The organism is Vibrio sp. vnigr-6D03 (assembly GCF_002835515.1).
GTDB lineage: Bacteria > Pseudomonadota > Gammaproteobacteria > Enterobacterales > Vibrionaceae > Vibrio > Vibrio penaeicida.
On record NZ_PIZL01000061.1, the window covers coordinates 25834 to 49044 of the forward strand.

Annotated in this window: 25 protein-coding genes; 17 read left to right on the plus strand and 8 right to left on the minus strand. The window is 45.2% G+C overall.

Annotation, left to right across the window (positions count from 1 at the left end):
* Nucleotides 1–77: 77 nt before the first annotated feature.
* The gene (gene arsJ / locus CW749_RS27435) at nucleotides 78–1295 is read left to right on the plus strand and encodes an organoarsenical effux MFS transporter ArsJ (protein WP_101115650.1); all 1218 of its coding nucleotides are present in this window, start codon (nucleotides 78–80) and stop codon (nucleotides 1293–1295) included.
* Nucleotides 1296–1400: 105 nt separating this feature from the next.
* Here arsJ and CW749_RS27440 read toward each other — a convergent pair whose 3' ends face one another.
* Both CW749_RS27440 and CW749_RS27445 read right to left on the minus strand, forming a co-directional pair.
* Nucleotides 1401–1871 carry a Dps family protein gene (locus CW749_RS27440; RefSeq protein WP_101115651.1) on the minus strand — a complete coding sequence of 157 codons (471 nt, stop codon included), beginning with the start codon at nucleotides 1869–1871 and terminating at the stop codon, nucleotides 1401–1403.
* Between the two features lie 125 nt (nucleotides 1872–1996).
* The gene (locus CW749_RS27445) at nucleotides 1997–2827 is read right to left on the minus strand and encodes a LysR family transcriptional regulator (RefSeq protein WP_101115652.1); all 831 of its coding nucleotides are present in this window, start codon (nucleotides 2825–2827) and stop codon (nucleotides 1997–1999) included.
* A gap of 125 nt (nucleotides 2828–2952) precedes the next feature.
* On the opposite strand from CW749_RS27445, the gene CW749_RS27450 reads away from it, so the two are divergent.
* Together CW749_RS27450 and CW749_RS27455 are read left to right on the plus strand one after the other, a co-directional pair.
* Entirely contained in the window at nucleotides 2953–3672 is a 720-nt protein-coding gene (locus tag CW749_RS27450; protein ID WP_101115653.1) for an SDR family oxidoreductase, read from the plus strand.
* 125 nt (nucleotides 3673–3797) lie between these two features.
* Nucleotides 3798–4817, plus strand: coding sequence for an acyltransferase family protein (locus CW749_RS27455; RefSeq protein ID WP_101115654.1), 1020 nt, complete (start codon nucleotides 3798–3800; stop codon nucleotides 4815–4817).
* Between the two features lie 33 nt (nucleotides 4818–4850).
* Here the strand turns inward: CW749_RS27455 and CW749_RS27460 are convergent, their stop codons facing one another.
* Entirely contained in the window at nucleotides 4851–5180 is a 330-nt protein-coding gene (locus CW749_RS27460) for a DUF2500 domain-containing protein (RefSeq protein WP_101115655.1), read from the minus strand.
* A gap of 234 nt (nucleotides 5181–5414) precedes the next feature.
* Between CW749_RS27460 and CW749_RS27465 the strand changes: the two genes are divergently transcribed.
* From CW749_RS27465 to CW749_RS27485, 4 genes are all read left to right on the plus strand, one after another.
* On the plus strand, nucleotides 5415–5780 hold the full coding sequence (locus tag CW749_RS27465) for a DUF4145 domain-containing protein (RefSeq protein ID WP_101115656.1): 366 nt from the start codon (nucleotides 5415–5417) through the stop codon (nucleotides 5778–5780).
* A 942-nt stretch (nucleotides 5781–6722) separates the two neighbouring features.
* Nucleotides 6723–7346, plus strand: coding sequence for a lysoplasmalogenase family protein (locus tag CW749_RS27475; RefSeq protein WP_101115658.1), 624 nt, complete (start codon nucleotides 6723–6725; stop codon nucleotides 7344–7346).
* Nucleotides 7347–7390: 44 nt separating this feature from the next.
* Entirely contained in the window at nucleotides 7391–7627 is a 237-nt protein-coding gene (locus CW749_RS27480; protein WP_101115659.1) for a YecH family metal-binding protein, read from the plus strand.
* Nucleotides 7628–7705: 78 nt separating this feature from the next.
* A complete protein-coding gene (locus CW749_RS27485) occupies nucleotides 7706–8296 on the plus strand; it encodes a YhgN family NAAT transporter (RefSeq protein ID WP_101115660.1) in 591 nt (196 codons plus the stop codon).
* Between the two features lie 118 nt (nucleotides 8297–8414).
* Here CW749_RS27485 and CW749_RS27490 read toward each other — a convergent pair whose 3' ends face one another.
* Nucleotides 8415–8681 (minus strand): DUF1145 domain-containing protein, encoded by a 267-nt coding sequence (locus CW749_RS27490; RefSeq protein WP_101115661.1) that lies wholly within the window; start codon nucleotides 8679–8681, stop codon nucleotides 8415–8417.
* Nucleotides 8678–9277 carry a 16S rRNA (guanine(966)-N(2))-methyltransferase RsmD gene (gene rsmD / locus CW749_RS27495; RefSeq protein ID WP_101115683.1) on the minus strand — a complete coding sequence of 200 codons (600 nt, stop codon included), beginning with the start codon at nucleotides 9275–9277 and terminating at the stop codon, nucleotides 8678–8680. Before rsmD ends, CW749_RS27490 begins: the two co-directional genes overlap by 4 nt.
* A gap of 81 nt (nucleotides 9278–9358) precedes the next feature.
* Between rsmD and ftsY the strand changes: the two genes are divergently transcribed.
* From ftsY to glpG, 6 genes are all read left to right on the plus strand, one after another.
* Complete coding sequence (ftsY, locus tag CW749_RS27500; RefSeq protein WP_101115662.1) at nucleotides 9359–10591, plus strand: signal recognition particle-docking protein FtsY; 1233 nt, start codon at nucleotides 9359–9361, stop codon at nucleotides 10589–10591.
* Between the two features lie 47 nt (nucleotides 10592–10638).
* The gene (ftsE, locus tag CW749_RS27505; RefSeq protein WP_101115663.1) at nucleotides 10639–11313 is read left to right on the plus strand and encodes a cell division ATP-binding protein FtsE; all 675 of its coding nucleotides are present in this window, start codon (nucleotides 10639–10641) and stop codon (nucleotides 11311–11313) included.
* The gene (gene ftsX, locus CW749_RS27510) at nucleotides 11303–12235 is read left to right on the plus strand and encodes a permease-like cell division protein FtsX (protein WP_101115664.1); all 933 of its coding nucleotides are present in this window, start codon (nucleotides 11303–11305) and stop codon (nucleotides 12233–12235) included. Before ftsE ends, ftsX begins: the two co-directional genes overlap by 11 nt.
* 172 nt (nucleotides 12236–12407) lie before the next feature.
* On the plus strand, nucleotides 12408–13265 hold the full coding sequence (rpoH, locus tag CW749_RS27515; RefSeq protein ID WP_101115665.1) for an RNA polymerase sigma factor RpoH: 858 nt from the start codon (nucleotides 12408–12410) through the stop codon (nucleotides 13263–13265).
* A 385-nt stretch (nucleotides 13266–13650) separates the two neighbouring features.
* Entirely contained in the window at nucleotides 13651–13971 is a 321-nt protein-coding gene (gene glpE / locus CW749_RS27520) for a thiosulfate sulfurtransferase GlpE (protein WP_101115666.1), read from the plus strand.
* A 9-nt stretch (nucleotides 13972–13980) separates the two neighbouring features.
* The gene (glpG, locus tag CW749_RS27525; protein ID WP_101115667.1) at nucleotides 13981–14814 is read left to right on the plus strand and encodes a rhomboid family intramembrane serine protease GlpG; all 834 of its coding nucleotides are present in this window, start codon (nucleotides 13981–13983) and stop codon (nucleotides 14812–14814) included.
* A gap of 67 nt (nucleotides 14815–14881) precedes the next feature.
* Here the strand turns inward: glpG and CW749_RS27530 are convergent, their stop codons facing one another.
* Nucleotides 14882–15292: a flagellar basal body-associated protein FliL gene (locus tag CW749_RS27530; protein WP_101115668.1), complete on the minus strand. Its 411-nt coding sequence runs from the start codon at nucleotides 15290–15292 to the stop codon at nucleotides 14882–14884.
* 131 nt (nucleotides 15293–15423) lie between these two features.
* Between CW749_RS27530 and CW749_RS27535 the strand changes: the two genes are divergently transcribed.
* Both CW749_RS27535 and ubiA read left to right on the plus strand, forming a co-directional pair.
* Nucleotides 15424–15963, plus strand: coding sequence for a chorismate lyase (locus CW749_RS27535; protein ID WP_101115669.1), 540 nt, complete (start codon nucleotides 15424–15426; stop codon nucleotides 15961–15963).
* Nucleotides 15964–16818, plus strand: a complete 855-nt coding sequence (ubiA, locus tag CW749_RS27540; RefSeq protein WP_101115670.1) for a 4-hydroxybenzoate octaprenyltransferase — start codon at nucleotides 15964–15966, stop codon at nucleotides 16816–16818. It begins immediately after the preceding gene.
* 108 nt (nucleotides 16819–16926) lie between these two features.
* Here the strand turns inward: ubiA and CW749_RS27545 are convergent, their stop codons facing one another.
* Together CW749_RS27545 and greB are read right to left on the minus strand one after the other, a co-directional pair.
* A complete protein-coding gene (locus CW749_RS27545) occupies nucleotides 16927–19266 on the minus strand; it encodes a Tex family protein (protein ID WP_101115671.1) in 2340 nt (779 codons plus the stop codon).
* A 39-nt stretch (nucleotides 19267–19305) separates the two neighbouring features.
* A complete protein-coding gene (gene greB, locus CW749_RS27550; protein ID WP_101115672.1) occupies nucleotides 19306–19788 on the minus strand; it encodes a transcription elongation factor GreB in 483 nt (160 codons plus the stop codon).
* 225 nt (nucleotides 19789–20013) lie between these two features.
* Here greB and fdhD point away from each other — a divergent pair, with 225 nt between their 5' ends.
* Together fdhD and CW749_RS27560 are read left to right on the plus strand one after the other, a co-directional pair.
* On the plus strand, nucleotides 20014–20925 hold the full coding sequence (gene fdhD / locus CW749_RS27555; RefSeq protein WP_180958510.1) for a formate dehydrogenase accessory sulfurtransferase FdhD: 912 nt from the start codon (nucleotides 20014–20016) through the stop codon (nucleotides 20923–20925).
* Nucleotides 20925–23210 carry an FdhF/YdeP family oxidoreductase gene (locus tag CW749_RS27560; RefSeq protein ID WP_101115674.1) on the plus strand — a complete coding sequence of 762 codons (2286 nt, stop codon included), beginning with the start codon at nucleotides 20925–20927 and terminating at the stop codon, nucleotides 23208–23210. The genes fdhD and CW749_RS27560 overlap by 1 nt, the downstream gene beginning before the upstream one ends.
* Nucleotide 23211: the final 1 nt, after the last annotated feature.

Below are 23211 nucleotides of genomic sequence, written 5' to 3' on the forward strand. Positions count from 1 at the left end.
TGGGATCATGATGATCTCAAAGCTCAATTACCTAGGTCGGCAGACCTCAGCCCTTACTGCCAAGCATGGGAGTTTTCATGTTTTCAGGTTTGAGTAAAAGTGTTCGCCAATACATGTTGGTGACGTTCAACTATTGGAATTTCACACTGACCGATGGCGCACTCAGAATGCTGGTGGTGTTGTATTTCCATGATTTGGGTTACAGCACGTTGGCTATCGCTTCGCTGTTTCTTTTCTATGAATTTTTTGGGGTCGTGACCAATCTCATCGGGGGTTGGCTGGGGGCGAGGTTAGGCTTGAACCGAACCATGAATATCGGTTTGGGAATGCAAATCGTCGCCTTGGTGATGCTAGCGGTACCAGCGGTGTGGCTCACTATTCCTTGGGTTATGGCAGCACAAGCACTTTCGGGGATTGCTAAAGATCTGAATAAGATGAGTGCCAAAAGTGCCATTAAAACGCTGGTGCCGGAAGAAGACCAAGGTGGGCTGTACAAATGGGTGGCTATCCTCACTGGCTCTAAGAATGCGCTTAAAGGTGCAGGTTTCTTTATTGGTGGATTATTACTGTCTCTTATCGGCTTTAAAGCGTCGGTATTGGTGATGGCCGGTGTGTTGTCTTTGGTGTTGGTTGGTAGCCTAATCGCACTTGAAAGCAACATGGGGAAGGCGAAGAACAAACCGAAATTCAGCCAAATTTTCTCTAAGTCTGAAAGCATCAATATCCTTTCTGCAGCCCGTATGTTTTTGTTCGGTGCACGAGATGTTTGGTTTGTCGTGGCGTTACCTGTGTATCTCGGTTCCGTATTCGGTTGGGATCACCTATGGGTAGGCGGGTTCCTCGCGAGTTGGGTTATTGCCTATGGATTGGTACAAGGTTTTGCGCCCAACATTACCGGTAAAGCGCAAGGGCGTGTCCCCGATGGTTCCGCTGCATTGTATTGGGCACTGCTGTTGGCAGGCATCACGGGTGTGATTGCGTATGCCGTTCAAATGTCGTGGTATCCACAGTGGGTTATCGTCATTGGCTTAATGGTATTTGGGGCAGTATTTGCGGTTAACTCATCTCTGCATTCCTACCTGATAGTGAGCTATGCCAAAGGCGACGGGGTTTCGCTCGATGTTGGCTTTTACTACATGGCTAACGCAATGGGAAGGTTGATAGGCACGGTATTATCAGGCTGGGTCTTTCAGGTAGCGGGATTGGCGGCATGTTTGTGGGTGTCGTTCGGCTTCTTAGTGTTAACCGCTGTAATCAGTATTAAGTTGCCCAAACATAAATCAGTGATAGCTTAAAACCAAAAAAGCCCGGCATTTAGCCGGGTAAAGAGGGGAACTCTAAAGCGGGTAAATTACCCAAATAGTGCAAGGATTATGTTCTCTGGCTTGGGTCTACAGACTTTACTGAAGCCATGCGTTCAGCATCCACACAAGTTTTTCTTGTTCACGGATATAATCGCCCATTTGTGCGGCTGTGCCTTCATCGTCGGCGTCGCCTGCTACTGCAAGAATGTCGCGTTGCTGGCGGATAAGTTTCCCAAAACCATTCACAAGCCCAGTCATTGTGCTCTGGCCATCAAATGCTTGAGTGTGTTCTTCTATCGTGCTGACTTCTAAGTATTCCGAGAAGCTATGCAGCGGTGTGTGCCCAAGTGTTAAGATACGTTCAGCGATTTCATCCACTTTGGTTTGCAAGTCAGTGTAGATTTCTTCAAATTTTTCATGCAATTCGAAAAACGCGTGACCTTTGATATTCCAGTGATAACCGCGGCTGTTCATGTACAGCACCTGATAATTGGCGAGTAGCTGATTCAGAGCTTGTGCTAGGTCTTCTGATTGTTGTTGGTCTAAACCGATAAGTGTCGTATTCATAATGCTCTCCCAATGTTTTGAACGTTCTTCTTGGCTATGGGAGTAGAATAGCTATATTTTATTATTAGATAAAATCGATTGTAATTATCTATTCAATAGTTAAAAACTATTGATTTCAATGACCCCTAGTTTCGATTTAGCGTTTTCAATACTAATTGAAGGGCTGGATTAAGGCTGGTATTGGTTGGATAGCACAGTCCGATCCGACGAAACATCCTTGGACCATTTAATGCCTTGGTGACCAGCATGTTAGACGCTTCTAATACACCCGTTGGCAGAAAAGATATACCCACTCCCGCCTGTGCCAAATGCATGACTTGTGTTTTATGCTCAGCTTTAGCAACCAAATTGACAGCAAGCCCATCGCAGGCAAGTAGCCCAACGGTTTGCTGGTGGGCTTCACACGGTGGGCATTCGATGAAATCATGTTGATGTAACTGGTTTAAATCCACTGCGTCTTGATTGGCTAAAGGGTGATCGGGCAGCATGCAAAGGACGTAGTCTTCCTCCCAAAGTGGCGAGAAGATTTCGTCTTCTTGCTGAAACATATCCAAAGAGATTCGAGCATCATAATCTGCGTTATGATCCACCAGTTCAATTAGCAAGCTTGGAGCGTGCTTGGCAAGCTTAGCCAGCAGTTTTGCCAGCTCTGATTGACTGATATCTGGAAAAGTAGCGAGTTTAATTGGTAGGCATTGATTGCGTTCTTGGAACAGCGAAGGCAGCTTTTGCACGTCATGAAGTAAGCGGATTGCCAGCGGGTAAAGGTGATGAGCCTCGTCGGTCAGGTTGACCCCTTTTTTGTGCCTAATAAAGAGAGATGTATTCAATTCCTCTTCTAACTGCTTAATAGCATTAGAGATAGAGGGCTGTGAGACGAAGCAACGCTCTGCCGCGAGTGTAATGTTCTTCTCTTCGTAAACCGCAACAAAGCTTTTCAGTAAACGCAAATCCATAGTGGTCTTCTCATTTTTATCTATAACCTAAACTTATCATAAACCTCAGAAAACGATATTTATCATTTATTTCTCTTATCCATATAGTGTCCTCCGTTCCCGTGAAACAGATAGAGAGAAAGAAAATGTCGAAGTTAATAGTAATTACTGGTGCAAGTTCAGGTATTGGTGAAGCCACCGCGAAAAAGTTGTCAGCAGAAGGCTACTCTCTGCTTTTACTAGCACGCCGAATTGAGAAACTGGAAGCGTTAAACCTGCCTAACACTTTGTGCCGAAAGGTTGATGTGACCGATGTGAAAAGCTTTGAAGCCGCAATTGTGGAAGCGGAAGAGGCGTTTGGTCCGGTTGATGGTTTGATCAACAACGCAGGTGTGATGCTGTTGGGTAATGCGCACGAGCAAGATCCACAAGAGTGGAAAACCATGTTCGATGTGAACGTGATGGGTTTGTTGAATGGTATCCATGTGGTACTGGCGAAAATGAAAGCTCGCAAAACGGGTACCGTCATCAACATCAGTAGCATTGCCGGTCGCAAAACCTTCCCTAGCCATTCTGCTTACTGTGGCACTAAGTTTGCCGTGCATGCCATTACGGAAAACATTCGTGAAGAAGTGGCTGACGATAGCGTTCGGATGATCACCATTGCACCAGGTGCCGTTGAAACTGAGCTGCTGAGCCATACGACCAGCGATGACATCAAAGCGGGCTATGAAGAGTGGAAAGAGGGCATGGGTGGTGTGATTGTGCCAGAAGATATCGCTAATGCGATCAGTTATGCCTACAACCAACCACAAAATGTATGTGTGCGTGAAATCGTTATCGCCGCCACGCGTCAGCCAGCGTAATGTGAGCTGTTCTAACAAACAGAAAATACTCACGTGTTTCTGACCGTGAGTTCCCTTTTTCTGACGGTTGGTAACATAGTACTCCCGGCTTTTACTGATATATTTGGGGAAGTTGGGAGTATGTTATGCAACAAAGAATTTTCTATTTTGACCTATTGCGGTGCGTTGCGGCGGTTGCTGTTGTCGCAATTCACGTTCTTGGTCCGTATCGTCACTTGCTCGGGGAGACTCCGATAGGTCACTGGCTTAGTGCGATAACCTTGAACAGCGCCATTCGTTGGGCAGTTCCTATTTTTATCATGATTACAGGAGCGTTGCTGCTCAGTGATCAACGCCCATTTAATTTACGTTATTACGTTCAAAGGCGTGTGGTGAAGGTGGTTGTGCCGTTTGTGGTTTGGTCGTTTATTTTCGCTGTGATTGCCTCTTATTCCCTAACGGATGGATTGAGTCTTAACGTACTCATAGAAAAAGTCTCGGCGTTTTTTTATCACGAAACCTATTACCATCTGGGCTTTTTTTATTATTTTATCCCGTTGTATTTTGTTGCCCCATTTCTGACTCACTTGGCTCAACACGCTGACCGCCCTCCGCTGATTGCTTTGCTGGTGGTTTGGATGATGACCACAACGCTGAATCTGTTTTTTATTGATGGATTGTGGTCAAACGACTTGTGGCTTTTTTCCGGATACCTACTTCTAGGTTATTTGTTGTTTAAGCAAGAGAGCGTGCCTTTGTCTTTCGTTTTACTGCTAGGAACAGTGGCGATAGCAGCGATTGCTTGTAATGCCTATCAAGTGATTACATTGAGTTTAGAAGCGGAACAATATCGAGTTGGGCGATGGCTGTCGTACAAAACCATTAACACCGTGATGGAAGCTGTGGCGCTGTTTTTATTGGTGAGATACTGTGCCCCCAAGCTAAGTGACAAGTCGAAACGTTTGGTTTCGTTTGTCAGCCGTCATAGCTTAGGGATTTATCTTACGCACCCATTAATGCTTTTACCTCTGTACCAGTGGCAATGGTACGAAGGCAATCATCCATTATGGGTGATCCCACTGTGGACGTGCATTGGATTCTTAGGCGCGTTATTGATGAGCTGGGGACTGTCTAAGTCAAGCCATACAAGATGGTTGGTACCATAGAAACAGTTTCGCTATCGAACTGTGTTAACAGGCTTAACGCTTTAAAGCAAAGTGCATGAATTTCTGACCTTTATATGTCAGTGTTCCTTTGTCACCTGGGTTTAGAGCGTGGTAGTAGTGAACACCAATTTGGAATTCACGTTTAGGGCCGACTTTACCTTTTTGAACGTAGATCCAATATTCTTGAGATTCTTCACCTTCTTTAGGATCGGGTACATCAATGATTTGTTTGTCTAAAACGGTGACTTCCGTTGTTTGCTCCGGCGCATCTTCACCAAACGTATGGCGTTTTTGAAATTGAACAAAAAACCAACCCGCAGCAAGCGCGAGAAGGATCAATAGGGCAAACAGAGTAAGAGGCATGAGGAAATATCATCTATGAAACACAATGGTGTTCAATTTTACTCTTACCAGACGCTTCGTCATAGGAATGCGACACAAATCGTGATCTAGCTAGAGAATTTGTTGCGGTAAATGCGCTAAATTCAAACGAGGATAGCCATAAAACAGCGAGTTAGGTATATGCTGGGCAATAGGTTATGAAACTGGTTGTGTTGTCAGAAAGTTGTGCCAACTACCCAGTAGGGAGGGACGGTAATGTCAGATATTGAAAAAGTCGTGACAAAGACCCGCAGGCTGGAAAAGTTGCTTAGGCAGCAATACCACGCATCTGGTGGGACGATGGAGCAGTTGATTTCAAGCTGCGAAGAACGATTACCTCATGACGTGATCGACAAATTACGCACAGTAGCGGCAACAAGGGATTCGCTTGTTAACGAACATATAGAAGAGCTTGATGACTCCATTCGCTTTTTGAAGCTGTGTGATGAATGTGAGAAAGAACTGACACCGAGAAGTGGTCGATTTATTTGGGGGGTAGCACTGAGTTTAATGGTTGTGATTACACTAGTGGCTCTAAGTTTCTATTACGCGCACTGGCAAGAACTCAGTAAACACCTTTAAACAACAGAATTTGAACGAACAAAAAAGGGTAACGCATTGCGTTACCCTTTTTTGTTTGTTCCATCATGAAATGATTTGCTGGAACTTAAATGTAAAGCATTGGCAGCGTCATTAAACCAACAACTACTGCAATCATTACAAGTCCTTGTCTTTGTGAAGACGTAATCATAACGCTGCTCCTAAAATATATAATTTATCCGTTGACAAAAAGAATAGCACTTATTTTGGGTTTTGATCAAGTATTTATTTCTCTAAGCCTCAAAAACATAACTAATCTAGCCTCAAAACGACCAATTTACGTCACTTTAGTGTCAGGTTTTTGTTGTTTTTATTTTGAGCGAAAAACATTTAACGGTTAAATTTTGATTTTAATATGTTGTTTTTATTGGTTATTTTTAATGTTAGATATTGTTCATAATATTTTGTTGTATAAATCTCTTTTCGATCCCCCCTAATCCCTCTAATTTCAATAAAACACTGTTTCTTGATTTGATGGGTGTTTTTTCTGTAGATTAATGAGAATTAATATCATTGGTGAGAAATTTAAGATTAATAAATGAAATAAGAATGGAGTACGGTGCTTGCAAAGGGTTGGTGTCTTATTTGTTTTTTTAAGTATATATTAACTATTGAAATTAAAGGGTTTTGTTGTAAATTTATAATCAATTATCTTGTTTGTTTAAAGCGATTAATCAAAGAGATTAACTACACTTTCAAGATCTAATATGTACAGAATGGCTGAGAAGAGGATTTTCAAGGTGACTGTTAATGGATTGTTTAACTATGTTGTGTTGGTGTTCTAGATACTGTTTGAAGATTAATCTAGATCCAATTATGAACATTTGTTGCTGGACTTCGAATTATCTCTCTCTACACTGAGCCTCTACTTTTTAAGTGTAGCCATAACTGGTGGATTGAAACGGTAAAAGAGGTCGATGAAGCGTGAAGCAATCCAATCTAATAGACATCGCAACTTCAAATGCATCCGACAGGGCAGTCAGCTTTTTTAGACCGATTGCCGCGCTCTTACTTTGCGCCGCAATATGGCTAACCGTGCCGTTTTCAGAACCCTCGCTGTGGCTGCTAGTTGGTATGGGCGCGTTTGGAGTGAGTGAGCTTCTACGTACATCCACCTCGCCAACATCTAAGCTTTCCTTTCTTATTGATTTGTTTGCGATTGTGTCTATCAGTGGTACGTTTTGGTCCCAACTCGAAAGTGACATTATATGGTGGCTGCCTGCTTTTCTCTTTGCCGCGGGAGTGATTGTTTTCCTTCTTTTACTGCCTCAACTGGATAAACTGCTTGGTCCCATCAGCGTCTTGGGAATGGTTTTGGTGCAGCTCTTATGGGCGTCAGGAGAAGTATGGCTGACTCAAATGAGCTTAGTGAGCTTATTAGGTGTTGTTGGGTGTCTTATTTTGCTGATGTCTCAGATGACTTTTGTTCTACACCACTTTAAAAGCCCAATCCGAAATGGTGAAGCTTGGTGTTCAGCCAGCTATTTTATTGGTCTCTTTTTTATCTCTATCTCAACCATCATTGCGCTAAATCAACCGCTTGGTTAACCCTTTCGTTAGTCTGAATGGCAATTCCCTAATTGGAGAAAGCCATGTCTCAGTCCGTACACGCACATCAAGTTTTACATTTGCTGGCAGAGCAAGACCTTAACCTTCAACAGCTGCTAGAGCGCATTGAGCTGTCGTTTGGCAACGATGCGACATTTCACACCTGTAGCCGTGAAGGCATGACGATAGAAGAGTTGCTCGAATTCTTTGTGCAAAGGCAAAAAATCTTTGTCGAAGGTGAAATGCTCTCCTTGAACGCGGCGAGAGTTTGTTCTCACTGATTTCGAGGCTAGAACTCTGCATCTTGGTGTTACTTGGGTATATACTTGTCGGCATTTGATGCCGACTTGAGATTTTAGATGGATATTTTATCCGCTGCTGTCATGTTGTTTTTGATTATGGATCCGTTGGGTAACTTGCCCGTTTTACTGTCCATTCTTAAACACCTAGACCCCAAACGAAGAAGAAAAGTGCTCGCTCGTGAGCTTTTCTTCGCACTGATGATTTTGTTGCTGTTCCTCTTTGCAGGTCAGAAAATCCTGAACTTCCTGCATGTGCAGCCAGAAACGTTGAGCATTTCCGGTGGTATTATTCTGTTTATCATTGCGATTAGAATGATCTTTCCCCAGCCTGGAGGTGTGGTTGGATTAGCGGCAGGCGAAGAGCCTTATATTGTGCCAATCGCGATTCCAATGATCGCAGGACCGTCGGTGATAGCGTCTTTGTTATTGTTATCGAATCAGGAGCCAGCGAGAATTTGGGAGTGGTCAGGTGCAGTGATGATTGCTTGGGGTGCCAGCTTTTTGATACTGATGTTTTATGACTTCTTCCATAAGTTGTTAGGAGAGCGGGGATTGAAAGCCGTAGAGCGCTTAATGGGGCTTTTGTTGGTGATTATCTCAACCCAGATGTTCCTTGACGGTGTCAGTGCTTACTTCAAGATGGCATAAGAGCTGTTAGTTTGAGCGACAGCTTTTAGTTTGAGCAAGAGCGCCTCACTTTCATAAGAACAAAGAAAAACCGCAGTTTTAAGACTGCGGTTTTTTATTTATCTTGAATTCGGCTTACTTAGCTCATGTACTTTCTGCGGATATCCAGTAACGAGAAAATACCAAATATCAGTATCGACCACTTTTCCCAGCGAGTAATGCTTATCTTGTCGCCGAAAGCACCCAAGAAAATCAACATTTGAAGCCCGTGCATGAAGAACAAAAATGCCGTCATGATGTACAGCGCAATAGCGGCTTTACCTGGAAACGGATGAAAAATATTGATCAACAATACCAGCCATACAAACGCGATGGCGGCTTTCGCAAGAATTAGAAGTACTTTCATTTCTCTTCCCTTTCAAACAAACGGTAGCAAACCTGACCTGCGGTTTTCTCCCGATGCAATTGCCAATGTGTTGGAACGGCATCGATGGCCAGTTCTTTTTCCGCTTCAATATAAATCATCGCATTGGCGCTTAACCAGCCATTTTGTTCAAGCAAATGTATCACGTCATCTAACAGCCCTTTGCGAAAAGGGGGATCGATGAATACCACGTCGTGCGGTGTACCTGCTTGCTTCAAAAATGCCAGCGTATCGGTATGGATGGCTTCGATGTTACTGGCATCAAGTGTTTGAATATTAGACTGAAGCTGTTTGTGAGCCTGTTTGTTCATTTCAAGCATAGTGACGTGCTGTGCCTGACGGCTTGCGGATTCAAACCCCAATCCTCCAGACCCTGCAAATAGATCAAGAACTTTCGCTCTCGGGACATCTTGAGCTAGCCAATTAAAAAGAGTCTCTTTGACACGGTCGGTGGTCGGACGTAATCCTTCGGCGTCGTAAACTGGCAACTTGCGACCTCGCCAAAGCCCACTGATAATCCGTACAAAACCGCTCGATTGTTTTTTTTGTGATGAGTTTGACTGACGACGTCTTACCATAGATTTTTTGACCGCGAATAAAGTGATAGTATACGCGGTCAAGTGTACCAGAAAGTTTTTGAAGTTTATTTAGGAACCCCGATGACAGGTAAGAAAAAACGCGGATTATTGTCTTGGCTGGGCTTTGGTGAAGAAGAGCAAAACCAACAAGCTAACCAACAAGTTCAAGATGGTGTTCAACAAGAATCAGACCAATCAGAAGCCCCATCACAAACTCCTGTCGCTGAAGAAGTTAAGGAAACATCTGTTGAAGAGCCAACAGGTGGCGCGGTTGATGAATCGCAAGGCGTTTCTGATCCGACGGTAAGCGAACAAACAGAAGAAGCGGTTACCAAAGAGCTTGACCTACCTGAGCCTGCTCAGCCTGAAATCGTTGAGCAAGAAAAACCAACAGAGAGCTTCTTCACACGCCTAAAACGTAGCCTAAGCCGAACCAAAGAGAACATTGGTGCAGGCTTCTTTGGCATGTTCAAAGGCAAAAAAATTGATGACGATTTGTTTGAAGAACTCGAAGAGCAACTTCTGATTGCCGATGTTGGTATGAATACGACCGTTAAGATCATCGACAGCCTGACAGAGAAAGCTTCTCATCGCGATTTGAAAGATGGTGAGGCGCTTTACGGTTTACTAAAAGAAGAGATGGCAGATATCTTAAGCCATGTTGAACAACCTCTTGAAGTGGACACCAGCAAAACGCCATACGTGATTTTGATGGTAGGTGTTAATGGTGTAGGTAAAACCACGACCATTGGCAAACTGGCGAAGCAATTTCAGTCTCAAGGCAAGAAAGTCATGTTGGCAGCGGGAGATACTTTCCGCGCGGCCGCTGTTGAGCAGTTGCAAGTTTGGGGACAGCGAAATGATGTCCCAGTTATCGCGCAGCACACTGGTGCAGACAGTGCTTCAGTGATTTACGATGCCATTGAAGCAGCCAAAGCACGTGGTGTGGATGTAGTTATTGCCGATACTGCGGGTCGTTTGCAAAATAAGAGTAATCTTATGGAAGAGTTACGCAAAATCGTACGCGTAATGAAGAAGATTGACGACTCAGCGCCACACGAAATTATGCTTACTTTGGATGCAGGTACCGGTCAAAATGCGATCAGCCAAGCTAAATTGTTCAGTGAGGTCGCGCCAGTCACGGGGATAACGCTAACAAAACTTGATGGAACTGCCAAAGGTGGCGTAATTTTCTCCATTGCCGACCAATTTCAGATTCCTATTCGCTATATTGGTGTGGGTGAAGGAATCAATGATTTGCGTCCATTTGAAGCGCAAGAATTCATTGATGCATTGTTTAGTCGAGAAGAGTAAGTTCGCCACAAGTTATTAATATGGCGCATATATAGGAATCAGCACGCGTGATCAGGTTTCAGCAAGTCAGTAAAGCATATCGTGGCGGAAGACAAGCGCTGCAAAAAGTTGACTTCCACCTTAGACGTGGAGAAATGGCTTTTCTTGGTGGGCATTCAGGAGCGGGTAAAAGCACGCTGCTCAAGCTAATTTGTGCAATTGAGCGCCCAACAGATGGGAAAATAAGCTTCAATGGTCACGATATTACACGCATCAAAAATGGCGACATTCCTTTCCTGCGCCGCAATATCGGCATTGTATTCCAAGATCACTGCTTGTTAATGGACCGAAGTGTCTACGACAATGTCGCACTGCCAATGCGCATTGAATCGGTCTCTGAAAATGAGATAAAACGCCGTGTTTCTGCTTCGCTAGATAAAACGGGCTTGTTGGATAAAGCGCGATGCTTGCCTAACCAGTTGTCTGGAGGGGAGCAGCAACGTGTGGGTATCGCACGAGCTGTCGTTAATCGACCGACACTATTATTGGCCGATGAACCAACAGGTAACCTCGACTCAGATTTGTCGAACAGAGTATTGAGCTTGTTTGATGAATTTAACCGCGCAGGCGTCTCCATTCTATTTGCAACGCACGACGTCGATTTAATGAATACGAGATCGCAGTATCGCCGGTTAGAGTTAAATCAGGGCTTTTTGAGTGAGGTCGATTCCTATGGGCGCTAAAAATCGTCCTAAAACGGACAACTTCCTAAAAGCGCATTTTAAGCAAGCACGCCTATCTTTGATGGAACTGCTGCAGCGTCCGTTGGGCAATTTGCTCACTCTCGCCGTCATCTCAATGGCGCTAACGTTGCCAGCTTGCCTTTACTTGGTAGGAAAAAACTTAAGTGTCGCGGCTCAAGGGATGAATGCGTCGCTGCAAATCAATGCCTTTCTGATCGAACAGACCCCAGAAGCTCGTATTATGGTGCTTAAAGATGAGCTCGAAAGCTTGGATGAAATAAAAGCGGTCGAATACGTGTCTTCTCAACAGGGTCTTGAGGACATGAGCCAACATTCTGGGCTGGAGCAAGCCTTATCCTTACTGGATGACTATGCATTACCTGCTGTTTTGGTAATAACACCGAACACCGATGAACAAAGCGACATATCCAAACTCAGGGTGAAAATTCAGAATTACACCGAAGTAACGGATGTGCGAATGGATGAAGACTGGCTAGAGAGGCTAGGTGCTATCCGCAACTTAGCGCTAGTTTTGGCTGCAGCATTGGGCTTTTTAATGCTCGGCGCTGTTTTCCTTATCGTAGGAAATACATTGCGTTTCAATGTGCTGGCCCGCAAAGAAGAAATACAAGTGATGAAGCTCATTGGAGCAACCGATGGCTTTATCCTGAGACCTTATCTATACACTGGTATGTGGTTTGGTGGAATCAGCGCAATTACCGCGTGGATTTTAACCGCAATCATTACTATTTTATTGAATGGTGCCGTTGAAGACTTAGCTATTCTGTACGACAGTCAGTTTCGATTGATTGGTATGAATTGGGATGAAACCGTTATCTTACTGATGATTGGTACGGCATTAGGGCTGATAGCCGCTAAACTATCCGCTCAGCGTCACTTAAAAGAAATTGAACCTGTGTAGCATTTTTAAGTCATATATTCAGGTTAAGTGGCCGGTAGAGGCGATCTCTGACTTGCCAGTGACGTAGAACTATGGATAATAACTTTCCCCTCTTGGAATCTGTTCATTTTGAGTTCAAGAAGGCGACGTTAGATTAACCATTGCTCTAATTAAGAGACGAATGAGGAATTGAATGACTAAGCAAGCGTATTCTATGGCTTTAGTAACACAAGATAGCCTAGACAGCTATATCCGTTCAGTGAATAGCTACCCAATGCTAACCGCTGAAGAGGAACGTGGACTCGCCGAGAGACTACACTACAAAGGTGAAATTGATGCAGCGAAAGGTCTCATCCTCTCTCACCTGCGATTTGTCGTTCATGTTGCTCGCGGTTATTCAGGTTATGGTTTGCCAATGGCAGACTTAGTTCAGGAAGGCAATATTGGCTTAATGAAAGCCGTAAAGCGCTTTAACCCAGAAGTGGGTGTGCGTTTGGTATCGTTTGCTGTTCACTGGATAAAAGCTGAAATTCACGAATACGTTTTGCGTAACTGGCGAATTGTAAAAATTGCCACAACCAAGGCGCAGCGCAAGCTATTCTTCAACTTACGTAAATCTAAAAAGCGTTTAGGTTGGTTTAATAACGGTGAAGTAGAAACCGTTGCTCGTGAACTTGGTGTAGAGCCTTCAGAAGTTCGTGAGATGGAATCACGCTTGGCTGCTCAAGATGCGGCTTTTGAATTACCCGCTGAAGATGATGATTCCGCCGCTGCATACTCAGCGCCCGTTTTGTACTTGGAAGACAAGCAATCGGATGTCGCTGAAAACGTTGAAGCCGATAACTGGGAAACGCATACCAATAATCGTCTGAGCCACGCTTTGGCAACATTGGATGAACGAAGCCAATTTATCGTTCGTTCTCGTTGGCTTGATGATCAAAAATCGACGCTTCAAGAACTGGCAGATAAATACGGTGTGTCGGCAGAACGAATTCGACAATTAGAAAAGAATGCGATGAAGAAGCTGAAATTAGCAGTTGGTGAATTCTAAGCTTACACCGAAAGAATTTGAAAAGCCGGGATCCGAAAGGACCCGGCTTTTTTGATCTTCAATTTTACAAATCAATTGTGGATAACTCTGTGAAAATAACTTTCGATTATAGTGGTCAATACGGGTGTATATTGGGGTGAGAGAGCTTTTGACCTATGGGGATATGTTTACTCTTACACACAGAAAAACAAAGATCATCACTACATATTGTGGATCTAAGATCCAAAAGACACTTTATCAACGCAATCCACAGAGTTTTCCACAAATGGTGCAAAATTACACAGTAGTGGATAACCTTATCGGTTACGGGTCTAACTTTGCCTTTGGATACGTTACACTTACACCAGACCAATAATTTTCAAAAAAAACTCTGATAAGGAATCAAATGGAGCAGTTCAAACACATTGATGTCGAGCAAGCGAAGCTGAAATTGGAGAGTGGCGAAGCCGTCATGGTGGATATTCGTGATCCGCAGTCATTTGCTTTGGCTCATGCGCCGAGTGCTTTTCATCTGACCAATGACACAATTGTGTCTTTCATGAACGATCATGAATTTGAACAACCCATTTTGGTCATGTGTTACCACGGCGTGAGCAGCCAAGGTGCAGCGCAATATATGGTGAATCAAGGTTTTGAAGAAGTGTACAGCGTTGATGGTGGCTTCGAGGCATGGCAACGTAGTGGAAATTCAATCGAATCGGTATAGGTTAACTCTTTGATCAGACTGGCTGATGTGAATAACCCAAGATTGGGGCAGGCATACATAGATTATATGGCGACGAGAGGCATCTTGGTTGAAATGATGCCCGAAGGGGAAGGGCGCTTCGCACTTTGGGTGATGAATGATCAGGATGTAGATGAAGCACAAGCCGAATTTACTCTTTTTACTCAACACCCAGATAACCCCAAGTATCTTGAAGCCTCTTGGAACGTTGCAGAAAGTCGCAAGAGCCAATTTCATTATGGCTCTCCTTCCATGGCATCGATGATTACCGCAAAAGCTGGTCCTATCACGCTCATTGGAATGATCGTATGTGCTGTTGTATTCCTTGGGCAAATCATCGGCTTTGAACCTGTACTTTTAAATACCTTCCACTTTCCGGCATCGTCACAGCAAGCCTTTGAAGTGTGGCGTTGGTTTAGTCATGCCATTCTTCACTTCTCAGCGCTTCACATCGTATTTAATGTGTTGTGGTGGTGGCAGTTGGGGGGTGATATAGAGCGTAAATTAGGTGGTGGGAAACTCTTACTGCTGTTCTTTGTGTCAGCGGCGGTATCTGGACTTGGGCAGTACTTGGTTGCTGGACCTAATTTTGGTGGATTGTCTGGCGTGGTGTACGCCCTGCTAGGGTACATCTGGATGCTCAGTTGGAAAGCACCGCATCTAGGTATTACGATAGCCAAGCCCATTGTGGGCTTTATGCTTGTGTGGTTGGTTATCGGCTTCGCACAACCTTTTATGGCGATAGCCAATACCGCTCATGTTATGGGGTTGATTGCTGGGTGCGCTCTTGGCTTAATTGACGCGCATAAAAAAAGAGATACTTAGTATCTCTTTTTAAACATTCTTTTTTCAACGGAATACTTTTCCGAGCAAGATACTTTTCAGTTATCAATTACTGATAAAGATATTTGGTAAAGAGTAGATCGGATACAACGGTTTTACCTGTTTCTGGCAGCAAAATTTCATTCAAGTGCGCCATCAACTCTTTACGTAAATCTTCTCTTCCCGACAGGGATTTCACTTTATCTTCGCCTTGTTTACCAAGCAAATCTATCACTGCGTCTCTAATCAGCGGCGTGTGTTGCTCCAGTAAAGGGACAAATGTCGCGTCAGCGACCATAATGTCTATACGTACTTGAAGGTAACCCAGCTTTTTCCCACTTGTGTGAAAATTGGTCGTTAAATCTGGTTGCAACGTATAGTAAGCGAACTGAGGTCCTGTATTTTCTTCCTCTGTGGCTCCTGCAGCAGAAAAAAGTAGAGCGAAAGCTAAGATACATGGCTTTATAAGATTTCGAATCATAATGTGTCTTTTCTTTTTATGGGTAACTTGGGTATGGATAGTCTGATACAATAGTGGGTCAACAGTGACCAAATTAAAAGAAATTTTTCCGGCATCACATTTTATTGTAATGCGTCTAATAGAATAATGGTATGGATGAGTTGAAATCGTTGTACTTAACCGCACTGAAATCAGTTACCTGGCAATCACCTGAGCACTTTTCTTATCGCGATGAGCATTCAAAACGTTGGTTGCTGGAGTCCGGTTCGTTATCACGCTTATTGGCGCAGAGATGCAGTCACTTAGGTGTGGATTTATTGAATAACAGCACCGTTGAGTCAGACGCGTTAACCATAGATGAACTGAACCGTTTACCTGCTGAATCATGCTTATTGCGTGAAGTGGTTTTATCCGGTGACGCTTCTCCTTGGGTCATAGGCAGAACTTTGATTCCCGTGTCCTCTTTGCAAGGTCAACAATCAGACTTAGCTCGCCAAGGAACAATTCCTTTAGGGTTAACCGTGTTTAGTGCAGAAGATGTACGTCGAGATGGTTTAGAGCTTGGGTGGGCGAAACTCCCAACAGGTGATCTAATGGCAAGACGCTCAACACTTTGGATGAATCACAAACCCATGCTCGTGGCGGAATTGTTTCTACCAGATGCACCGATCTATACCAAGGAGAAGGTATAAATGTTGAAGGCGAAAGCGCAAGCGTACTTCCAACTTATGCGGCTGGATCGTCCAATTGGTTCTTTGTTGCTTCTTTGGCCGACGTTATGGGCACTGTTCTTAGCTGCAGAAGGTTTCCCACAATGGGATGTGTTGGTCGTTTTCATTGCTGGTGTATTTTTAATGCGCTCTGCTGGTTGTGTGATCAATGATTATGCAGATCGCGATTTTGATGGGCATGTTAAGCGAACCCAAAATCGTCCACTTCCATCTGGCTTAGTCAGTGGCAAAGAAGCATTAGCGCTTTTTGCAATCCTTGGATTAGCGTCATTTGTCTTGGTTCTTACCATGAACACATTGACTATCCAGCTCTCCTTTATCGGGATTGTGCTCGCCTTCATTTATCCATTTATGAAGCGTTTTACGCATTTACCTCAACTGTTTCTTGGCTTGGCGTTCAGTTGGGCTATCCCAATGGCGTGGGCTGCGCAAGCAGGAGAGTTACCCCCTCAAGTCTGGTTAATATTTGCTATCAACGCTTTGTGGACCATTGCATACGACACCCAGTACGCTATGGTTGACCGCGATGATGACCTCAAAATTGGTATCAAATCGACGGCCATTTTATTCGGTCGCTTCGATAAACTGATCATTGGATTGCTGCAGTTAGTTTCCGTTGCACTGTTGATTGTGCTTGGGATGTGGCTTCAATTAGGCAGCGGATACTATTGGGGTGTATTGGCGACAGGTGCATTGTTTGTGTATCAGCAACACTTAATGCGACACCGCGATCGAGACGCATGCTTCCAAGCCTTCCTCAACAATAACTACGTTGGAATGGTTATTACCATTGGGTTAGCAATTTACTATTTCTAGTTTTTCTGACTCTATGGGTTGGAATGATAAAAACGAAAAAGAAGGTCGAGCATATGCTCGACCTTTTGCTATTCAGCTTTTATTAAGTGCAGAGGCGTGTGAGAAGATTTATTTCTTCTTCGCATTAGCAAAGGCAGCTGCGAATGCGCCACCCATTGCGCCGTTTTGAGGCTCGTTACGTTGCCCTTGGTTGCGGTTGCGCTGATTACCTCTGTCTTGACGTTGACCAGATGGGCGATTGCTTGCAGGTCGCGAGCTACGGCTATCTTGCCCCGGTTCATCGTTTAATCGCATGGACAACCCAATTCGCTTGCGTTGTACGTCCACTTCCATGACTTTCACTTTCACGATGTCACCGGCTTTCACCACTTCACGTGGGTCAGAGACGTAGCGATCGGTAAGCGCAGATATGTGTACCAAGCCATCTTGATGCACACCAATGTCCACGAAAGCCCCGAAGTTGGCCACGTTAGACACCACGCCTTCCAGTACCATGCCAGGCTCCAAGTCCGAAACTTTGTTAATGCCGTCGGCAAAAGTGGCGGTTTTAAATTCTGGGCGAGGATCGCGACCGGGTTTGTCGAGCTCTTTGATGATGTCGGTAACGGTTGGTAGACCAAATGAATCGTTGGTGTAATCAACGGCTTTAAGTGAGCTCAGGAATCCGCTGTCGCCGATCATCACTTTGATGTCTTTCTGGTTTTTCTCAGCGATGGATTTCACCACGGGGTAAGCTTCTGGGTGAACAGAAGAAGCATCCAGTGGGTTTTTCCCATCCATGATCCGTAGGAAACCAGCACATTGCTCAAACGCTTTTGGACCTAAACGTGCGACTTTTTTCAATGTGGTTCTATTCGCAAAGCGCCCATTTTCATCGCGATAGTTCACAATGTTTTGTGCAATGGTCGTTGAAAGACCTGCGACACGAGTCAGCAGCGCGGAAGATGCCGTATTCACATCTACACCCACGGCGTTCACACAGTCTTCCACTACCGCATCAAGACGTTTCGCTAGCAAGCTTTGGCTTACATCATGCTGATATTGACCGACACCGATCGATTTAGGGTCGATTTTCACCAATTCAGCCAATGGATCTTGTAGGCGGCGAGCAATTGACACCGCACCACGCAGCGACACATCCATATTCGGGAATTCATTGGCGGCAAGCTCAGACGCAGAGTACACCGATGCACCTGCTTCACTGACGATGATCTTCTGCACTTTGAGATTACCGCGTTTGATAACGTCGGCAACAAAGGCATCGGTTTCACGTGAAGCCGTGCCGTTACCAATAGCGATGAGATCAACATTGAACTGACGAACCAACTGCTCGACCACGTGTGCCGATTTGTCGTATTGCTTTTGTGGTGGATGAGGGTAGATGGTGTCAGTGGCAAGGACTTTACCCGTTGAATCTACCACTGCAATTTTAGAACCCGTACGTAAACCCGGATCAAGACCTAATGTTGCTCTAGGACCAGCAGGCGCGGCCATGAGCAGGTCTTTCAAGTTGGTGGCGAATACTTCAATAGCCTCAATTTCAGCGCGCTCTTTCAATGCACCCATCAATTCCGTTTCCATGTGCATCGATACTTTAATGCGCCATGCCCAGCTGATGACTTGTTTACGCCAACTGTCGGCGGGTGCTTGGCTTAGGTGGATACCATAGTGCTCGGCAATGATGGATTCACAGTACGAACCTCGCTGCCCCTCTTCCTGCTGTGGATCCGCATTCATGGACAATTGAAGGAAGCCTTCATTTCGCCCACGTAACATGGCTAATGCACGGTGAGACGGTGCTTTGCTGATGGCTTCATCGTGCTCAAAGTAATCTTTGAATTTTTCGCCTTCTTGCTCTTTGCCCTCAATAACGCGAGCACTCAATTCGGCATGCTTGTTCAAGTAAACACGGACTTTCTCCAACAAGTTTGCGTCTTCAGCAATACGCTCCATGATGATGGCACGAGCACCATCTAACGCAGCCTTTGTATCCCCAATGCCGTTTTCTGAATTGAGATACTTTTCTGCTTCGGACTCTGGATGATGTTCTGGCTGTTGCCATAGGGTATCGGCAAGAGGCTCTAAACCAGCTTCAATCGCTATTTGACCTTTGGTTCGGCGCTTCGGTTTATACGGTAGGTATAAGTCCTCAAGGCGTGTTTTGCTGTCTGCGCCGTTGATCTCCGCTTCAAGCTCTGGAGTCAGTTTACCCTGATCTTGAATAGACTTGATGATGGTTTGTCGGCGTTCATCCATTTCTCTCAGATAAGAAAGGCGAGAATCCAGGTTTCGAAGCTGGGTATCATCCAATCCACCTGTTACCTCTTTACGGTAACGGGCAATAAATGGGACGGTATTTCCGTCATCAATTAGGGTAACGGCTGATAAGACTTGCTCAGTGCGAACGTTCAGTTCCTGAGCAATGGTTTGACAGATAGCTTGGCTCATCCGTGTGTACTCTTAGTAAAATTTGGGGAATGGGTGTGTCTACGAGGATTTATCGTAGCGAATGGCGTTAACAAACCACTCTTTTTCACCGTCAGGAGTGCGAACGACGCATTCATCGTCCACTTCTTTTTTCAATAGAGCGCGCGCCATGGGCGAATCGATGGAAATGTAGTCTTTGACGCCACCGTAAATTTCATCGGGACCGACTATACGAAACGATTTGGTCTCGCCGCTTTCGTTTTCCACTTCTACCCACGCACCAAAAAAGACTTTGCCTTCTTGTTGAGGAGCGTAGTCGATCACTTTCACTTGCTCTAGGCGCTTTCTTAGGTAACGCACTCGGCGGTCGATTTCACGTAGGCGCTTTTTGTTGTATTGATAATCCGCATTTTCTGAGCGATCGCCAAGGCTTGCTGCCCAAGTGACTTTTTTCGTCACTTCTGGGCGGTCTTCTTTCCACAGAAAATCGAGCTCTTTTTTAAGGCGATTAAAGCCTTCTCGTGTAATTAAATTTGTTTTCATCCTGTTCAGAGCGGTATCCGGAATTAGGGTCAGTTTTACCACAAGTCAGCAGAAATGGAATGCCGTGTTTCATGGGATTAGAGTAATTTTGACATAGTTTTCAATTTCAGCCACGGATTGTCGCGAAATCGACATTCAGTGCCCATTTTTTATGCTTTGGTATGGCGGAGTGCACAATTTACTGTTTCATTTGGAAGTAACAAACATTTAACAGGTCTGACTATAGTGAAGAATAGGGTGGCACAAAGCCCAGAGCAATACCTCGATAAGACGGATAAATCGACAAAGCGCCTGAATCGAATCGCGGTGAAACAAGGTAAGTGCATTCCTCAGACTGATAAATTGATCGTTGAGGAACCTTTAGCGATTTGGCTGCGACAGCAACAACCCGATACCAGCGTGAAAGAAAAGCACCTGTTTTCGACGATGCGAACGCCGGGGGGGGATCGCGAACTCGTTCTTGGGATGTTGCTTTCGGAAGGGGTGATTGACAGCGTAGCTCAAGTTAGAAGCTTAACATTTGGTGAAGGCACGGATAGTAACGAATGTTACGCAGAACTGGTGCCCGAATTAGAGGTCGATTGGGCGTCGCAAGGGCGCAGTGCGTCCTTTTCCAGTTGCGGGTTGTGTGGCAAGTCTGCCATTCGGTTACTTGAACTTCGAGGTGTCCCAAAACTAGACAACACCTCTCGTTGGCTTCCTGAACAAGTCGTTGTTTCGTTGCCTGATGCGCTTAAAGCCCAACAGGATCTATTCGTCCAAACAGGGGCCTCTCACGGTTGCGGGTTGTTTGATGCTAACGGCTCCCTTCTTTCTATCGCAGAGGATGTAGGCAGGCACAATGCGTTGGACAAATTACTTGGCCTGCGAGCACGCGTTCCAGAATACATGGAAAAGGGCAAAGTGATTGGGCTGAGCGGCAGAGTAAGTATTGAGATGATGCAAAAAGTCGTGATGTCTGGTGTGCCTGTTGCGGTATCTGTCGGGGCGCCCACTCAGCTTGCAGTGCAAATGGCACAGCGTTTTGGCATCACGCTGATCGGGTTTTGTCAGCAAGAGGGGTTTAACATTTATAGCGGTGAGCAAAGATTAGCCTTTGGTTCTCAGCCCCTAAAAAATAACATCAAGGAAAAATGATGACGGTAAAAAAATACACAGGGAATGCCGGAGGCTGGGGGGCGTTAGCGAGCACCACTCAGCACTTGATCAAAAGTGAGAGCGTTATCCGAAATATTCGCAACTTGCTGAGTACAAACCAACACGATGGCTTTGACTGCCCCGGATGTGCTTGGGGTGAGCTGGAAGAGAACCGCCGATTTAAGTTTTGTGAGAACGGCGCAAAAGCGGTGAACTGGGAAGCAACGAGCCGTCGTGTTCGTGCGGACTTTTTTGCGACCTATCCAGTGTCGTGGCTTGCCAAACAAACGGATTATTTTCTGGAAGATCAAGGTCGTCTGGCAGAACCCATGCAATATGACCCATCTTCAGACCATTATCGCCCTATAAGTTGGGACGATGCTTTTGCGCTAATAGCCAAACACCTCAAAGCGCTTCCCGATCCTAATCAAGCGGAATTTTATACATCAGGTCGAGCAAGCAATGAAGCCGCCTTCTTGTATCAGCTATTTGTACGTGCGTATGGCACCAACAATTTCCCTGATTGTTCAAATATGTGCCACGAAGCCAGTGGTGTTGCGCTTAAACAATCCATTGGTGTGGGCAAAGGTACCGTTACCTTAGACGACTTTGATCATGCCGACGCTATATTTGTCTTCGGGCAGAACCCCGGAACAAACCATCCGAGAATGTTGGACACCTTACGCTCTGCATCGTTAAGAGGCGCCAATATCGTCACATTCAATACGCTCAAAGAGCGCGGACTGCAGAAATTCACCAACCCACAGGCGATGGACGAAATGCTCACGGGCGGTGGAACGAAAATTACGCATCATTATTTTACCCCCAAATTAGGGGGAGATATGGCGGTGGTGCGTGGGATGGTGAAAGCCTTACTTCAAAGCGAAAAGACCGTACCAGGGAGTGTGTTTGACCAGCGTTTTATTGAAGATCACACACTTGGGCTTGAGGCGTATCTGGACAAAGTGGAACACACGGAGTGGCACCAAATTGTAGATCAGTCTGGACTAAGCCAAGCGGAAATCGAGCACGCCGCACAAATTTACCGGCATTCTGAAAAAGTAATACTGACGTGGGCGATGGGCATTACTCAACATTTACACTCGGTGAAAACCATTCAGGAAATGGCGAACCTACAATTGTTGTGTGGGCAAGTGGGAAAACGCGGTGCAGGGCTATGTCCAGTAAGGGGGCACAGTAATGTACAAGGTGATCGCACTATGGGCATTGATGAAAAACCACCGCAATCCCTACTGGACGCGATAGAAAAACAATTTGGGTTTAAACCCCCTCAAGATGAAGGGCACAACACCGTTCAAACCATCAAAGCTATGGAAGAGGGGCGCAGCAAAGTCTTCATTGCCTTAGGGGGAAATTTTGCAGCAGCCACACCGGATTCCGCCAGAACGCTGCAAGCGCTCTCTTCTTGTGATCTCACGGTGAATATTGCCACTAAGTTGAATCGAACACACGTCACGCCTGGTAAGGCATCGTTGATATTGCCTTGCTTGGGTCGAACCGATATCGACTTACAAGAGGGTGTGCCCCAAAAAGTGACCGTCGAGGATTCCTTTAGCATGGTGCACGCGTCTGGTGGCGTCGTGAAAAGTGACACAAGCGAAATGCGTTCAGAGCCCGCAATTGTGGCAGGTATGGCGCAGGCAACGCTGGGTGTTACTCCGGTTGATTGGCTGGCACTCATCAAAGATTACGGTTTAATACGCGACCTCATCGAGAAAACCATCCCTGGATTTACCGATTTTAATCATCGTTTGAAACAGCCCGGTGGCTTTTACTTGGGAAACCGAGCAGCAGAGCGTGTTTGGGCCACTCAAAGTGAAAAAGCAGAGTTTCATTCTCATGCTTTACCTGAATCGATAATCAAATGGGCAAAACCACGTAAAAGTACCGATCCCGTTTTTGTGTTACAAACCATGAGATCTCATGATCAATACAACACCACCATTTATGGCTTTAATGACCGATACCGTGGGATATCTGGCGAGCGAAAAGTATTGTTCATTAATCCAACCGATATAGAACTTTTGGGGTGCCAAGAAGGGGATCGGGTGACCATTACGGCCTGTTGGGGAGACGATGTTAAGCGTCAGGTTACCTCATTTAAACTGGTTGCTTATGAGATACCTGCGGGTAACTTGGCGGCGTATTTTCCAGAAACTAATCCGTTAGTGGCTCTCGACAGTCATGGGGAGTACAGTTTTACACCAATATCGAAATCCATTCCTGTGACAATTGAAAAAATAGAATCATCTACTGTGATTTAGC

Excerpts from the sequence above, each read along its gene's own strand:
- ftsX (WP_101115664.1), top strand. The coding sequence starts at position 11,303 with ATGGGCGCTAAAAATCGTCCTAAAACGGACAACTTCCTAAAAGCGCAT.
- CW749_RS27440 (WP_101115651.1), bottom strand. The coding sequence starts at position 1,871 with ATGAATACGACACTTATCGGTTTAGACCAACAACAATCAGAAGACCTA.
- greB (WP_101115672.1), bottom strand. The coding sequence starts at position 19,788 with ATGAAAACAAATTTAATTACACGAGAAGGCTTTAATCGCCTTAAAAAA.
- CW749_RS27485 (WP_101115660.1), top strand. The coding sequence starts at position 7,706 with ATGGATATTTTATCCGCTGCTGTCATGTTGTTTTTGATTATGGATCCG.
- CW749_RS27490 (WP_101115661.1), bottom strand. The coding sequence starts at position 8,681 with ATGAAAGTACTTCTAATTCTTGCGAAAGCCGCCATCGCGTTTGTATGG.
- rsmD (WP_101115683.1), bottom strand. The coding sequence starts at position 9,277 with ATGGTAAGACGTCGTCAGTCAAACTCATCACAAAAAAAACAATCGAGC.
- ubiA (WP_101115670.1), top strand. The coding sequence starts at position 15,964 with ATGTTGAAGGCGAAAGCGCAAGCGTACTTCCAACTTATGCGGCTGGAT.
- CW749_RS27460 (WP_101115655.1), bottom strand. The coding sequence starts at position 5,180 with ATGCCTCTTACTCTGTTTGCCCTATTGATCCTTCTCGCGCTTGCTGCG.
- CW749_RS27450 (WP_101115653.1), top strand. The coding sequence starts at position 2,953 with ATGTCGAAGTTAATAGTAATTACTGGTGCAAGTTCAGGTATTGGTGAA.
- CW749_RS27445 (WP_101115652.1), bottom strand. The coding sequence starts at position 2,827 with ATGGATTTGCGTTTACTGAAAAGCTTTGTTGCGGTTTACGAAGAGAAG.
- CW749_RS27545 (WP_101115671.1), bottom strand. The coding sequence starts at position 19,266 with ATGAGCCAAGCTATCTGTCAAACCATTGCTCAGGAACTGAACGTTCGC.
- CW749_RS27455 (WP_101115654.1), top strand. The coding sequence starts at position 3,798 with ATGCAACAAAGAATTTTCTATTTTGACCTATTGCGGTGCGTTGCGGCG.
- rpoH (WP_101115665.1), top strand. The coding sequence starts at position 12,408 with ATGACTAAGCAAGCGTATTCTATGGCTTTAGTAACACAAGATAGCCTA.
- CW749_RS27560 (WP_101115674.1), top strand. The coding sequence starts at position 20,925 with ATGACGGTAAAAAAATACACAGGGAATGCCGGAGGCTGGGGGGCGTTA.
- ftsY (WP_101115662.1), top strand. The coding sequence starts at position 9,359 with ATGACAGGTAAGAAAAAACGCGGATTATTGTCTTGGCTGGGCTTTGGT.
- CW749_RS27480 (WP_101115659.1), top strand. The coding sequence starts at position 7,391 with ATGTCTCAGTCCGTACACGCACATCAAGTTTTACATTTGCTGGCAGAG.
- CW749_RS27535 (WP_101115669.1), top strand. The coding sequence starts at position 15,424 with ATGGATGAGTTGAAATCGTTGTACTTAACCGCACTGAAATCAGTTACC.
- glpE (WP_101115666.1), top strand. The coding sequence starts at position 13,651 with ATGGAGCAGTTCAAACACATTGATGTCGAGCAAGCGAAGCTGAAATTG.
- CW749_RS27465 (WP_101115656.1), top strand. The coding sequence starts at position 5,415 with ATGTCAGATATTGAAAAAGTCGTGACAAAGACCCGCAGGCTGGAAAAG.
- CW749_RS27530 (WP_101115668.1), bottom strand. The coding sequence starts at position 15,292 with ATGATTCGAAATCTTATAAAGCCATGTATCTTAGCTTTCGCTCTACTT.
- arsJ (WP_101115650.1), top strand. The coding sequence starts at position 78 with ATGTTTTCAGGTTTGAGTAAAAGTGTTCGCCAATACATGTTGGTGACG.